Origin of the sequence: Winogradskyella arenosi (assembly GCF_003337305.1) — a bacterium.
Classification (GTDB): domain Bacteria; phylum Bacteroidota; class Bacteroidia; order Flavobacteriales; family Flavobacteriaceae; genus Winogradskyella; species Winogradskyella arenosi.
In genome coordinates, this window is sequence record NZ_QPJO01000001.1 from 610486 (window position 1) to 623354 (window position 12869).

The window sequence follows — 12869 nt, forward strand, 5'->3', positions numbered from 1 at the left end:
AAATCGTTAGGGCTTTCTAAGATTTTCTTTTATGGATAACACTTTATTAACTAAAGCCTCAATGCTTTTTGGTGGATTACCATGATCAAAAGCAGGGCTAGCATATTCTATATCGCCCACAGTAATAGCTAAGCTGGCATGTGGAGCGCCATCGTACTGATGGGCAGTTGAAGGCGGTGTGAGCTTCGTTACTTCAGACAACTCAATAGCATCGATTAATTCTTTTAATGCCTTCCAATCATCTGCCGGCATTGGGGTAATCGTTGTTTTTTGTAAGCCTTTATCTTTTGAGGTAATGGCTTGTGTTTGGGATAGAAGGATAAAATCAAAATCCGTCCTAGAAAAGCTTTCATATTTTACACGAAGTCGATCCTTGTAATCCACCTCCTTAGGCGTTTTAACAGCTTCTATTTGTAGTTGTCCTTTAGCGAGGGGCCCTTTTGTATTCGAAAAGCTTATCGTCGCCCCATTAACGTTAAAATGAGTTGCTTGCTTTAAAGCTGTGAAATAGTCATTTTCTAACTGACTAATGGCTTTAGGACATAATTTTTTTGAGGCCGCAATTGGGCTAAAGACTATTTCGTTGCCTTCAGTAGTATAGGTCGTAAAAAAGCTATTGCATCCGCCATGACCTGTAACTTTGCCCGTGGTAGGGTTAAAAGCAATGCTTAAAGCACCAGGGTTTATCGTTTCAGACTTAACTTCAGTAATAAGATAAGTGGCTTCTGGTATGGTCTGTGGCATTGTATCCTTTTTTTCAAGGGCTGTTTTAGACGAGTTACAAGAACTCAAAGTCAGGATAATTATAAATAAATAGAGTACTTTTTTCATCTTTGAAGTGTTTACTGATTAAAGTTACACTTTTAATGCCAAAGTTTATGAGAGCATCATAATGGCTTTTTTAAGCGCAACGACGAAGGCATCAATTTCCGCTTTGGTATTATAGAACATAAAAGAAGCCCTGATGGTTCCAGGAATCTTGAAAAAGTCCATAATAGGCTGTGCACAATGATGACCTGTACGTACGGCAACACCCATTTTATCAAGGATTGTTCCGATGTCGTAAGGGTGAATAGTACCAACATTAAAAGAAATCACCGAAGTTTTTTCTTCTGAAGTTCCGAAAATTTTTAAATCGTCAATTTGAAGTAATCGCTCCGTAGCATAGCTGAGAAGCTCATTTTCGTAAGCGGCAATGTTTTCAAATCCTATAGCATTCATATAATCTAGTGCCGCCGCAAAAGCGATACCGCCACATATGTTTGGCGTTCCGGCTTCAAATTTATGAGGAAGTCCTGCATAAGTGGTTTTTTCAAAACTTACTTCAGCAATCATCTCTCCACCACCTTGATAAGGAGGGAGTTTTTTAAGCCATTCTTCTTTTCCGTAAAGCATACCTACACCGGTAGGTCCACAAATTTTATGCGCTGAACACACATAGAAATCCACATCCAAAGCTTGAACATCCGGTTTTAAATGTGGGCAAGATTGAGCGCCATCTACTAAAACCGCAGCTCCTACGCTGTGAGCACGATCTATAATGTATTCTATAGGATTAATGGTCCCTAAAGCGTTAGAAATATGATTAACAAATACCAATTTGGTAGCTTCGTTTAATAAAGCATCAAAATCGGCTAAGATTAATTCGCCATCCTCGTTCATAGGAATGACTTTTAAGACCGCTCCTGTACGTTCGCAAAGCATCTGCCAAGGCACAATATTACTGTGGTGCTCTAAAGCCGAAACAATAATTTCATCTCCTTTTTTTAATAAAGATGAAAAGCCATTGGCAACGAGATTAATACCATGGGTGGTCCCAGATGTATAAATGATCTCATGTGCTTCTTTGGCATTAAAATGCTTCTGAATGGTTATCCGTGCTTTCTCGTAAGCATCTGTTGCTTCTTGACTTAAGCTGTGAACGCCACGATGTATGTTCGCATTATAATTGCTGTAATACGATACAATGACATCTATAACTTGCTGCGGGGTTTGTGAGGTGGCAGCGTTATCAAAATAAATTAATGGTTTTCCGTTTACCTTACGGTTTAGAATAGGAAAGTCTTTGCGGATATCTTGTACGTTGAGCATGGTCTAGTTTAAATAAGAGACCTGTTTAAGGATGATGGTTAAACAGGTCTTTGGTATGGTTTACAAATCAAACCCGATGTTTACACCTAATTTATTAGCAATGATTTTTGTAATTCTATTTTTAATCTCTGGGATTTTAACAGAATCTAAAACCGTGTTGCTAAAGGCAAACATGAGTAAGGCTTTGGCTTCTTTTTCAGGAATACCACGTGAGCGTAAATAAAACATGGCACTTTCATCTAATTGACCAATGGTACAACCGTGAGAACATTTTACATCATCAGCAAAAATCTCTAGTTGAGGTTTGGTGTTAATACTCGCTTTATCACTAACTAAAATGTTGTTATTAGCCTGAAAAGCATTGGTTTTCTGAGCGAGTTTTTCTACAATGACTTTTCCGTTAAAAACACCTGTAGATTTATCATCAAAAATGCCTTTGTAATCTTGGTGACTTTCGCAATTTGGTTCAATATGGTGTACTAAAGTGTTATGATCTACATGTTGTTTATCACCAATAACGGTAATACCTTTCATGGTAGAGTCTATACGTTCGCCATTTTGATAAAATTCCAAATTGTTTCTTACTAATTTCCCTCCGAATGAAAAGGTGTGGACTTTAGCTAAACTTTCTTGCTTCTGGTTGATAAAGGTATTATCAATAATAGAAGCCGTTTGTTTATCGTTTTGAATTTTGTAATAATCAACAATGGCACGTTTGTTTGTAAAAATCTCTGTGACAGAATTGGTTAAAACAGGATTATCGGTTAAACTCTGATGACGTTCTATAATCTGAACATGTGCATTTTCGTTAACGATAATTAAATTTCTTGGTTGTAGCATTACTGCAGCTTCATTTCCGGTAGAGAAATGTATAATTTGAATGGGTTTATCAACCACCTTGTTTTTAGGAATGTTAATATAAGCCCCTTCATATGCAAAAGCAGTATTTAAAGAGGATAGACCGTCTTTATTGGCAATTTTATTGAAATAATTGTCTATAATAACCTTGTACTTTGGCTTTGTTAAAGCGGCAGACATAAGGCAGACGTCTAAACCATCATGGGTGGTTTGCGATAAATGTGACGCGTATTTACCATCGATAAAGATGATTTTGTAAGCATCAATATCATGAATAAAGTATTTCTTAACATCCTTAAATTCAATCTCATTATCTTGCTTAGGAAACACACTATAATCCTGCTTTAAAACGGAATTTAAGGACGTGTATTTCCAAGCTTCTAACTTTTTAGTCGGAAAGCCTTCTGCTTCAAATGTTTTTATAGCTTCAGTTCGTATATCATGTATCGACGAGTTCACATCTACGTTGTCCTCAAAGGCCATAAACGACGATACTAATTTTTCTTTTAATTCCATTTTTGTTCAGTTTTCAGTTTTTCACCTGCTCTACCGTATTCTGGGAAGGGCAATAAAAAAACTGTGTCCTTATTTTTTTATTAAAAACATGCTAGGTAAGCGGGGGATGTGCTGTGTTTGGTATGACCAAAGACAAGCCTATCCTAAAAAGGATATTAGGCACCCACCTCTTCTTTAATCCAATCGTAACCTTTAGCTTCTAACTCATGTGCTAATTCTTTGGTACCTGATTTTACGATCTTACCATTTAATAAAACGTGTACAAAATCTGGAACGATATAATCTAATAAACGTTGGTAGTGTGTAATAACAATAACGGCGTTGTCTTTAGATTTTAGTTTGTTAACACCATTAGAAACAATACGCAGGGCGTCAATATCTAAACCAGAATCGGTTTCATCTAAAATGGCTAATTTAGGTTCTAACATGGCCATTTGGAAAATTTCGTTTCTCTTTTTTTCACCTCCAGAGAAGCCTTCGTTAAGAGAACGCGATAAGAATTTACGGTCTATTTCTAATAATTCAGATTTCTCACGAATCATCTTCAACATGTCTTTAGCTGGCATATCTTCTAAACCTTTGGCTTTACGTGAAGAATTGATGGCTGTTTTCATAAAGTTAGTTACGCTAACTCCAGGGATTTCAACAGGATATTGAAACGATAAAAAGACGCCTTTATGGGCACGCTCTTCTGCGGCTAATTCTTCAATGTCTTCCTCTTCTAATAAAATAGAACCTTCCGTAACTTCGTAGTCTTCTTTACCTGCAATAACAGAAGCTAAGGTACTTTTACCAGAACCGTTTGGTCCCATAATAGCATGAACTTCTCCTGGTTTTACTTCAAGATTTATCCCCTTTAAAATGGCTTTATCTCCTATACTTGCATGTAAATTATTAATCTTTAACATAGTCTTAATTTGCTAATTTTATAACGTCTTTTCCTTCTGGATCAGGTGCTTCCACCTTTAAAATTTCTTTTATTTCTACACGGTATTGCCATCCTTCTTCGTCTTTGTTTTTTTCAAACTTTCTGACTTTTACGGTGACTGGTACCATATCTGTGTCTTCATTTTTTAAAGCAGTGACCTGCTTATTGAGTTGGTGCATCTTTTCATCAATAACAACTCCGTAAATTTCTGAAGGGGTTTGTAATACGGCCGCATCGGCATAGTATACAAAGTCACCTTTTAAGGTAACATAAGCTTCAGATGTCGTTTTAGTTATGGGGTTTTCGTCTTTAGAACTGGCCTCTTGTTTAGGCTCGTTTTTACAAGCAAAAAAGACTAAAGTTAAAACAATAATGACGCTAATTTTTCTCATATTTCAATGGTTGGATTTGCAATATTATTACCCTTAAACAAAGTGGTGACCACTTTTAAATGTTCTATCCTACAGAACCTTCTAAACTAATTTCTAATAGTTTTTGTGCTTCTACAGCAAACTCCATAGGAAGTTTGTTTAGGACTTCTTTACTAAACCCATTAACAATTAAGGCAATGGCTTTTTCAGTATCGATTCCTCTTTGGTTACAATAGAAAATCTGGTCTTCTCCAATTTTACTTGTGGTAGCCTCGTGCTCAATCATGGCACTTTTATTTTTGGCTTCGATATATGGGAAAGTGTGTGCGCCACATTCATTCCCCATTAATAAACTATCACATTGGGAGAAATTACGAGCATTCTCAGCACGCGAATTAATTTGTACCAATCCACGGTAAGAGTTTTGCGATTTTCCTGCAGAAATTCCCTTAGATATAATGGTCGATTTGGTGTTCTTCCCTAAGTGAATCATTTTAGTTCCTGTATCGGCCTGTTGGTAATTATTAGTAACGGCAATAGAGTAAAATTCTCCAACAGAGTTATCACCTTTTAAGATACAAGATGGGTATTTCCATGTTACGGCAGACCCGGTTTCTACTTGTGTCCAAGATATTTTGGCGTTCTTCTCACAAAGGCCTCTTTTGGTTACAAAATTGTATACTCCACCTTTCCCTTCAGCATTTCCTGGGAACCAGTTTTGTACTGTTGAGTATTTTATTTCAGCATCATCTAAGGCAATAAGTTCTACAACGGCCGCGTGCAATTGGTTTTCGTCTCTACTCGGAGCGGTACAACCTTCTAAATAGGAAACGTAACTGCCTTCATCTGCAATAACAAGGGTTCTTTCAAACTGTCCTGTTCCGGCTTGGTTAATTCTGAAATATGTTGATAATTCCATTGGGCAACGCACACCTTTAGGAATGTAACAGAAACTACCATCACTAAATACGGCAGAATTTAAAGCGGCGTAAAAATTATCTTTTTGTGGTACAACGGTTCCTAAGTATTTTTTTACCAATTCTGGGTGTTCTTTTATGGCTTCAGAAATACTCATAAAAATAATACCCTTTTCCCCTAAAGTCTTTTTAAAGGTCGTAGCGACTGAAACAGAATCTACAACCACATCCATAGCAACCCCAGCAAGCTTTTTCTGCTCGTCTAGTGAGATTCCTAATTTTTCAAAAGTGGCCAATAATTCTGGGTCAACTTCGTCAATACTATCGTATTTTGGTTTGTTGTTGGGTGCAGAATAATAAGAGATCGCCTGAAAATCGGGCTTTTTGTAGTTGACGTTAGCCCAATCTGGTTCTGTCATTTCTTTCCAAACTTTAAAAGCTTCAAGACGCCAAGCAGTCATCCATTCTGGCTCTTCTTTTTTCTTGGAAATAGCAATAACAATCTCTTCATTAAGACCATTAGGGAAGGTTTCTGATTCTATATCAGTATAAAAACCATATTCGTATTCTTTGGTTTTTAATTCTTCTCTAAGATCGTCTTCTGTGTATTTACTCATAATAATTTTTGCGTTTTTTTAAGCGCCTTCTCTAAGGAAGGTTGGGGTAAGCTCAATTTAAAGTGAAAAAGATTCGCCACAACCGCAGGTGCGATTGGCATTAGGGTTGTTAAAAACAAAACCAGTTCCATTTAAGCCTCCAGAATATTCTAAGGTGGTACCAATAAGATATAAGAAACTCTTTTTGTCTACAATGATTTTAATACCATTGGCTTCAAAAACTTTGTCATCTTCTAATTGTGTTTTGTCAAACTTTAAATCGTAAGATAAACCCGAGCAGCCACCACTTTTCACACCGACTCTTACATAGTCTGTACTAGGGTCATAGCCGTCATCAGTCATAAGTTCTATAACTTTCTTTTTTGCATGTTCAGAGACATTGATCATATTGAATAACTAGATTAGTTCTAAATAGAATGCAAATATACGATATAGCAAGTGTTTAACCATAGCTACTAACATTATATTAGTATATGATTTCATAAGCAATGGCTATGACGTCAAAGCTAGTAAAAGTCGAGAAGAGTGTATGCTACGACGCTACACGTGTTTTAGATAATTGACGTGTAAGTTGATATAACTCCCGTAACGTGTCTGCAATTTCTGGGTTTTTAAGGGTATTATTCTCAAAATTACCAAAGCTATCCGTCACAACTATGGTGTTACAATGTGTACAAGTAAGTTCTACAGTTTGGTCTGAATTGGTTTTGGAACGCATATAATTGTGGCCAAAAACGGCACAAGGTAAGGGCTTTTTGTTTGTAGGTTTCATAGGTTTGGGGTGTTTTGGGGAGGACAATTTATATAAATCGTGATAAATACAGGTTAAAACGCATAATTTTTCGATGAAATGCATTATAATTTTGTAATATCATGTCATTTAGGACGTTATGAATGCTCTTTTTCTGGCCTGTGATTAGTTGTTGAAGATGGGATTTACTTAACTAAATGGTTGGTTTTAAATAAAAAATAGCTGAAATTAAGGTTTGTTTATGAATCTGTACTTTGGAATAAGATGGAATAAATACGTTAAATGCATCGTATTTAAAAAAAGGATAATATTTTTGCAGTATGATTGAAGATAAAAACCCACAGCGAACTCCTTTAAGTGAATTAGGAGAGTTTAAATTAATAGAGCATTTGACTGAGCATTTTACAGTGACTCAAAAATCGACCGTAAAAAGTATTGGTGATGATGCTGCCGTTCTAAACTTTGATAAAAAACAAATTGTTGTCTCTACAGATTTATTGGTAGAAGGTGTGCATTTTGATTTGACTTATGCCCCTTTAAAACATTTAGGTTATAAAGCTGTAGTGGTTAATCTCTCGGATATTTATGCCATGAATGCGATGGCTACTCAGGTTACAGTTTCTATTGCGGTGTCTAACCGATTTCCCTTAGAAGCTTTAGAAGAGTTGTATGCTGGGATTACGATGGCTGCCAAATATTATAATGTAGACGTTGTTGGTGGAGATACCACATCATCAACCTCTGGTTTAATTATTTCGGTAACCGCTATTGGTGAAGTAGAGCAAGGGCAGGAAGTGTTAAGATCTGGTGCTAAACCTAATGATCTTTTAGTGCTTACGGGAGATATAGGAGGCGCTTATATGGGCTTGCAAGTTTTAGAACGCGAAAAGCAAGTTTTTAAGGTGAATCCGCAAAATCAGCCCGATTTATCGATGTATACCTACATCATTGAACGTCAATTAAAACCTGAAGCCCGTAAGGATATTGTGGAACTTTTAAAAGAGTTAGACGTGAAGCCTACAAGTATGATTGATGTAAGTGATGGTTTATCTTCTGAAGTGATCCATTTATGTAAGCAAAGTAAGGTAGGGGTTGATGTATATGAAAATAAAATTCCTCTAGATCCGCAAGTGATTGCCACTTGTGAAGAATTTAATATTGATAGTACGACGATTGCTTTAAGTGGTGGTGAAGATTATGAATTGCTCATGACCATTTCGCAAGAAGATTTTCCTAAAATAAAAGGGAATCCTAATTTAACGATTATAGGTTATATGACCGATGAAGATCGTGGGATGCATTTGGTAACTCGTGGAGAGGAAAAAATTCCGATTATTGCTAAAGGTTGGAATGCGCTTACTGATGATCCAGCGTAAAAAGTTGTTGTCGTTTTTTTAAGCGCTTCTTATGAATGCGATGTAAAATTTTGTTGATTTCTTTGAATTTCGGGGTGAGTGGTGTCAGGGCACCATCGCCATTGATGGTCATTTCGGTCTTGCAATGTTTACATTTGTATTCTTTTACGTGATAGGTCACTTTTTTGGACACCTGATATCTATGACCAAAGAGTGAACAGTAAATGTTTTTCATTAACTGGAATTCTTAGGGGTTGTGCATCTTATTGACAAGGCTTGGAATATAAGAAAAATAGGCGTTAGTTTGGGATTTGTACCTAATAAATCGACGAATGGACGGTTTTTCGCTTTAAACGCATTAGCTTATGGTTGTAAATTCGCTCTAAAGCCAAATTAATGTCTTGGTGTTTAGGAGTTAGAGCCGTAAGTTGACCATTGCTATCGGTAGTGAGTTGTTTTTTACAGCAAGTACAGGTGTACTCTTTTACATGATTGGTGACTTTTTTGGTAATCTCGTAATTATGACCAAATAAATCACAGTAGATTTTTGTAGGCGTCATATCTAAATTATTACAATAAAGGGGTTAACGTATGAAGTAAACCTAAGCAATAAATGAATATAAAACGTTAAAAGGATTTATTTTTCGATAAACTGCAAAACATTGTAAGTTAATTCTTTCTTGTTTTCGATATAGCTCATATGTCCTTCAGAAAATTCTACATAAGTAATGCGGCTGCCTTCAATAGTTTTTAAGATCTGTTCCCTATTTATAAGCTGATCTTTTTTTCCGGCGATGATTAATTGCTGTCCTTCTAAATTTTTAAAAACCTCTAAACGATTAGGTCTTAGTTTCATCCCTTCTTGTGCAGCAATGTAGCCTTGTAAGGGCGTTTGTAAAGCTTCGTTTAAGGCGTTTTGGTAAGCCTCTTTATATGTGGTTTTGCTTTCTTCAGAAAATAAATTAGCAAAAGAGAGTTCTATAAGGGTTTGGTAGTTGTGCTGTGCCATTTTACACGCACGGGTTCTAATCTGTTGCCTTTCTGGAGTATCGGCTTCAAAAGTAGAATTCATCAGGCAAAGGCCTTTAAATAACTCTGGCTGTTGTTCAGCTAAGGCTAAAGCAACATAAGCCCCCATGGAGTGTCCTATAAAATGCGCCTTTTCCACTTGCTCATGTTGTAATACGGCTAAAACAACATCGGCCATAGTTTCCATACGATGCACGTAACCTAGGCATTCGGTTTCACCGTGACCTAAAAGGTCTATACTTATCACTTGATGGGTTTTGGTTAAGGCGGGTAAAATCGGTTGCCACATTTTTAGGTTTTCTAAAAAACCATGAAGCAATACAACCGGTGACCCTTCACCTTCAACTGTATAGTGAACCTGACAATTCTTGTAGTTTATAATCATAAGGGCAAAGATAACTGAAGCAAAGTTTTTCAACCGTAATCCTTATAACATTTTAGTATCTTTGAAGGCTTTCTGTAACTAATTCTATAACTCATGAGATTAAAGGCTTTATTTTCATTTCTATTATTTATTACACTTTCCTTCGGGTATGCTCAAATTGAAGACAAACAACTCGATTCATTAATCGTGGAAACCTTAAGCACCTTTGAAGTGCCTGGTATTTCAGTAGGGATTTATAAAGATGGCGAAATTGTCTATGCTAAGGGGCATGGTCTTAGGTCTTTAAATAATAAGAAAGCGATGAATGCGGAAACCTTAGTGGGGATTGCTTCTAATAGTAAAGGATTTACCTGCTTTGCTTTGGCTATGATGGTCGATGCCGGAAAACTTAATTGGGATGATAAAGTCAGAACTCATATTCCGGAATTTCAGTTGTCTGACCCTTGGGTGACTGAAGCCTTCACAATTCGCGATCTCGTTACGCATCGCAGTGGGTTAGGTTTAGGTGCTGGTGATTTAATGTTTTTTCCAGAAGGCAGTGATTTTACCGTAGAAAATATCATTTCTAATTTACGTTATTTAGAGCCTGAAAGTTCCTTTAGAAGTACATTTCAATACAATAATAATATGTTTATTGTGGCGGGTGAAGTCTTAAAACGTGTAAGTGGTATGACCTGGGAAGCCTTCATTGAGTCTCAAATATTAACACCTGTTGGCATGACCAATAGTAAGGCGTCTTATAACCGTGTTACTGACCGGTCTAATATTATTGATGCGCACACTAGAGCGGAAGGTGAGGTTGTTCAGATTCCTCATGATTGGAGTGCAACGGCAAATCCTGCAGGGGGAATTATTAGTAATGTACCTGATATGTTAACTTGGGCGGCGTTTTTAATGAATGATGCCGTGACTAAAAATGGTGAACGTCTATTAAGTTCAGAGCAATTGCATGAGCTTTGGCAATTACAGACGCCATTACATGTGTCTCCCGATGATGCCTATGATGCACATTTTAAAGGTTATGGTTTAGGTTGGTTTTTGTCTGATGTTAAAGGTGGTTATAAACAAGTTTACCATACCGGAGGTTTATTAGGAACTGTAACACAATTTACAATGATTCCTGATTTAGATTTAGGGATTGTGGTCTTAACTAATCAAATGAACGGGTCGGCCTTTAATACTATTACAAATACAATTAAAGATGCTTATCTCGGTTACGAAAATAGAAAATGGTTAACGACCTATGGAAACCGTAATCGTGCTTTTATTCAGTATAATGATAGTATTAAAGCGGAAGTTTATAATCGTGTAAAAGCGGCAGAAAAATTAAAAGGCTTACCGCAACCTAAACAAATTGTGGGGACGTATACGGACGATTGGTTTGGGGATATTCATATTACTTACAACGCTAAAAAAGGCTACACTATAAAAAGTGAAAGATCATCAAGGTTATCGGGGCAATTGTTGCCTTTAAATGCCACGACGTTTGTGGCTAAATGGGATAATAGAAGTTATGATGCTGATGTTTATGTAAAGTTCACTTTTGATGCTCATGGAGAGGCGGTGTCTGCAACAATGAGTTATATAGCACCTATTACCGATTTTAGCTTTGATTTTCAGGACCTAGAACTTAAGAAAACGAAATAAGTGGATATTCGTCAAAAAGAATTACTCATCACCAGTTTTGGATTGTTCTCTTTATTTTTTGGAGCGGGCAACCTTCTTATTCCACCATTATTAGGCTATCAAGCAGGCGAAAGTTGGTTTTTGGTAACCCTAGGATTTATGATCACGGCGGTGGTCATTCCTATTTTAGGCATTTTGGCGCACGCTAGGCTACAAGGGACCTTGTTCGATTTTGGGAAAAAGGTATCTAAGTCGTTTAGTATTGTTTATTGTATTCTTATCTACCTTATTGCTGTTGCTATTCCGTCGCCTCGTACCGCTGTAGCAACCCATGAGATTGCTGTGTTTCCTACGTTTGGAACCACGCCTTTACTAACAAGTACTGTTTATTTTTCTTTGGTCTTGGTTTTTGTGCTAAACCGAACTAAAATTTTAAATATTATAGGGAAGTTCTTAACGCCTTTTATTGTTATACTGCTATTGGCGGTTATTGGAATCGCCTTAATGTCTTCTGAATTTTCAACAGGGGAGGCATTGTCTAAAACCCCAATGATCACAGGGTTTATAGAAGGGTATCAAACGTTTGATGCTATTGCCTCTGTGGTTGTTGGAGCAGTGATTATTGTGTCGATCAATTTTGATAATATGGCCGTGGAAGCATACGGCTCTAAGCGAACGTTAATTAGGAAGTCGGGCTTTATTGCAGGTTTAGGTCTTTTTGTGATATATGCCGGTTTAATTGCGGTAGGGGCCTACTACAGTTCAGATATTGCTATTGATACCGGATTGAGTAATGATATGCAACGCGCTCATTTATTGCGAGGTATTAGTATTTCGTCTTTGGGCGAATTTGGTAATGCTGTATTGAGTGTTTTAATTGCTTTGGCCTGTTTAACCACTGCGATAGGGATTGTAGCAGGTGCGGCAGATTATTTTAAAGGCTTATTTCATAACTCTCAACGGGTTTATGTAATAATGGCCGTATTGGCCTGTGTTTGTGGTGTGATTGTGGGGCAACTCGATTTCAAGGCCATAATACAAGTCGGAATTCCGGTGTTATTGTTTATTTATCCGATTACCATTATCTTAATTTTACTCAATATCTTATCTGAAAAATGGGCGACTCCTTTAGTGTTCAGAGGCGTTGTTATGGTGACGGTGTTGTTTAGTATTCCCGATGTCCTTGGTTTTTTAAGTCCTTCCGAAGGGGTTTCAAAACTAATTTCCTTAATTCCATTGGCTCAATATAGCTTGGGTTGGGTTTTACCGGCGCTTTGCACTTTCTTTTTAATTTCTGGATTACGCGTGTTAGGACGTTCCTCTGAAGCTTAGTTTTAGTCAATTTTATTCGAATTTAACCTGTTTAAAGTCCGCTTTTAGAGCTGCTTAGCCGGTGTAAACTTTAATTATGTTATATATTTAACA

At 36.9% G+C, this 12869-nt stretch carries 14 protein-coding genes; 3 read left to right on the forward strand and 11 right to left on the reverse strand.

Annotated features, from left to right (window positions below; translation table 11 throughout):
* Nucleotides 1-6: 6 nt before the first annotated feature.
* The 8 genes from DFQ08_RS02550 to DFQ08_RS02585 all read right to left on the reverse strand — a co-directional run bounded on the left by DFQ08_RS02550 (nt 7) and on the right by DFQ08_RS02585 (nt 7070).
* Complete coding sequence (locus tag DFQ08_RS02550; protein ID WP_114308223.1) at nt 7-831, reverse strand: META domain-containing protein; 825 nt, start codon at nt 829-831, stop codon at nt 7-9.
* A 45-nt stretch (nt 832-876) separates the two neighbouring features.
* A complete protein-coding gene (locus DFQ08_RS02555; protein ID WP_114308224.1) occupies nt 877-2091 on the reverse strand; it encodes an aminotransferase class V-fold PLP-dependent enzyme in 1215 nt (404 codons plus the stop codon).
* 60 nt (nt 2092-2151) lie between these two features.
* Nucleotides 2152-3465: a Fe-S cluster assembly protein SufD gene (gene sufD / locus DFQ08_RS02560; RefSeq protein WP_114308225.1), complete on the reverse strand. Its 1314-nt coding sequence runs from the start codon at nt 3463-3465 to the stop codon at nt 2152-2154.
* A gap of 155 nt (nt 3466-3620) precedes the next feature.
* Nucleotides 3621-4373: a Fe-S cluster assembly ATPase SufC gene (gene sufC, locus DFQ08_RS02565; protein ID WP_114308226.1), complete on the reverse strand. Its 753-nt coding sequence runs from the start codon at nt 4371-4373 to the stop codon at nt 3621-3623.
* A 4-nt stretch (nt 4374-4377) separates the two neighbouring features.
* Nucleotides 4378-4785 carry a hypothetical protein gene (locus DFQ08_RS02570; RefSeq protein ID WP_114308227.1) on the reverse strand — a complete coding sequence of 136 codons (408 nt, stop codon included), beginning with the start codon at nt 4783-4785 and terminating at the stop codon, nt 4378-4380.
* 64 nt (nt 4786-4849) lie between these two features.
* Nucleotides 4850-6298, reverse strand: coding sequence for a Fe-S cluster assembly protein SufB (gene sufB, locus DFQ08_RS02575; protein ID WP_114308228.1), 1449 nt, complete (start codon nt 6296-6298; stop codon nt 4850-4852).
* Nucleotides 6299-6355: 57 nt separating this feature from the next.
* Nucleotides 6356-6685: a HesB/IscA family protein gene (locus DFQ08_RS02580; protein ID WP_114308229.1), complete on the reverse strand. Its 330-nt coding sequence runs from the start codon at nt 6683-6685 to the stop codon at nt 6356-6358.
* Between the two features lie 145 nt (nt 6686-6830).
* Complete coding sequence (locus tag DFQ08_RS02585; RefSeq protein WP_114308230.1) at nt 6831-7070, reverse strand: hypothetical protein; 240 nt, start codon at nt 7068-7070, stop codon at nt 6831-6833.
* A gap of 299 nt (nt 7071-7369) precedes the next feature.
* Between DFQ08_RS02585 and thiL the strand changes: the two genes are divergently transcribed.
* Nucleotides 7370-8425: a thiamine-phosphate kinase gene (thiL, locus tag DFQ08_RS02590; protein ID WP_114308231.1), complete on the forward strand. Its 1056-nt coding sequence runs from the start codon at nt 7370-7372 to the stop codon at nt 8423-8425.
* Here the strand turns inward: thiL and DFQ08_RS02595 are convergent.
* From DFQ08_RS02595 to DFQ08_RS02605, 3 genes are all read right to left on the reverse strand, one after another.
* Nucleotides 8406-8639 (reverse strand): hypothetical protein, encoded by a 234-nt coding sequence (locus tag DFQ08_RS02595; RefSeq protein ID WP_114308232.1) that lies wholly within the window; start codon nt 8637-8639, stop codon nt 8406-8408. The genes thiL and DFQ08_RS02595 overlap by 20 nt on opposite strands.
* An 82-nt stretch (nt 8640-8721) precedes the next feature.
* Complete coding sequence (locus DFQ08_RS02600; protein WP_114308233.1) at nt 8722-8964, reverse strand: hypothetical protein; 243 nt, start codon at nt 8962-8964, stop codon at nt 8722-8724.
* Between the two features lie 77 nt (nt 8965-9041).
* Nucleotides 9042-9818, reverse strand: a complete 777-nt coding sequence (locus DFQ08_RS02605; protein WP_114308234.1) for an alpha/beta fold hydrolase — start codon at nt 9816-9818, stop codon at nt 9042-9044.
* A gap of 93 nt (nt 9819-9911) precedes the next feature.
* Here DFQ08_RS02605 and DFQ08_RS02610 point away from each other — a divergent pair, with 93 nt between their 5' ends.
* Together DFQ08_RS02610 and brnQ are read left to right on the forward strand one after the other, a co-directional pair.
* On the forward strand, nt 9912-11465 hold the full coding sequence (locus DFQ08_RS02610) for a serine hydrolase (protein ID WP_114308235.1): 1554 nt from the start codon (nt 9912-9914) through the stop codon (nt 11463-11465).
* Nucleotides 11466-12776 (forward strand): branched-chain amino acid transport system II carrier protein, encoded by a 1311-nt coding sequence (brnQ, locus tag DFQ08_RS02615; RefSeq protein ID WP_114308236.1) that lies wholly within the window; start codon nt 11466-11468, stop codon nt 12774-12776. It begins immediately after the preceding gene.
* Nucleotides 12777-12869: the final 93 nt, after the last annotated feature.

Excerpts from the sequence above, each read along its gene's own strand:
- DFQ08_RS02550 (WP_114308223.1), bottom strand. The coding sequence starts at position 831 with ATGAAAAAAGTACTCTATTTATTTATAATTATCCTGACTTTGAGTTCT.
- DFQ08_RS02555 (WP_114308224.1), bottom strand. The coding sequence starts at position 2,091 with ATGCTCAACGTACAAGATATCCGCAAAGACTTTCCTATTCTAAACCGT.
- sufD (WP_114308225.1), bottom strand. The coding sequence starts at position 3,465 with ATGGAATTAAAAGAAAAATTAGTATCGTCGTTTATGGCCTTTGAGGAC.
- sufC (WP_114308226.1), bottom strand. The coding sequence starts at position 4,373 with ATGTTAAAGATTAATAATTTACATGCAAGTATAGGAGATAAAGCCATT.
- DFQ08_RS02570 (WP_114308227.1), bottom strand. The coding sequence starts at position 4,785 with ATGAGAAAAATTAGCGTCATTATTGTTTTAACTTTAGTCTTTTTTGCT.
- sufB (WP_114308228.1), bottom strand. The coding sequence starts at position 6,298 with ATGAGTAAATACACAGAAGACGATCTTAGAGAAGAATTAAAAACCAAA.
- DFQ08_RS02580 (WP_114308229.1), bottom strand. The coding sequence starts at position 6,685 with ATGATCAATGTCTCTGAACATGCAAAAAAGAAAGTTATAGAACTTATG.
- DFQ08_RS02585 (WP_114308230.1), bottom strand. The coding sequence starts at position 7,070 with ATGAAACCTACAAACAAAAAGCCCTTACCTTGTGCCGTTTTTGGCCAC.
- thiL (WP_114308231.1), top strand. The coding sequence starts at position 7,370 with ATGATTGAAGATAAAAACCCACAGCGAACTCCTTTAAGTGAATTAGGA.
- DFQ08_RS02595 (WP_114308232.1), bottom strand. The coding sequence starts at position 8,639 with ATGAAAAACATTTACTGTTCACTCTTTGGTCATAGATATCAGGTGTCC.
- DFQ08_RS02600 (WP_114308233.1), bottom strand. The coding sequence starts at position 8,964 with ATGACGCCTACAAAAATCTACTGTGATTTATTTGGTCATAATTACGAG.
- DFQ08_RS02605 (WP_114308234.1), bottom strand. The coding sequence starts at position 9,818 with ATGATTATAAACTACAAGAATTGTCAGGTTCACTATACAGTTGAAGGT.
- DFQ08_RS02610 (WP_114308235.1), top strand. The coding sequence starts at position 9,912 with ATGAGATTAAAGGCTTTATTTTCATTTCTATTATTTATTACACTTTCC.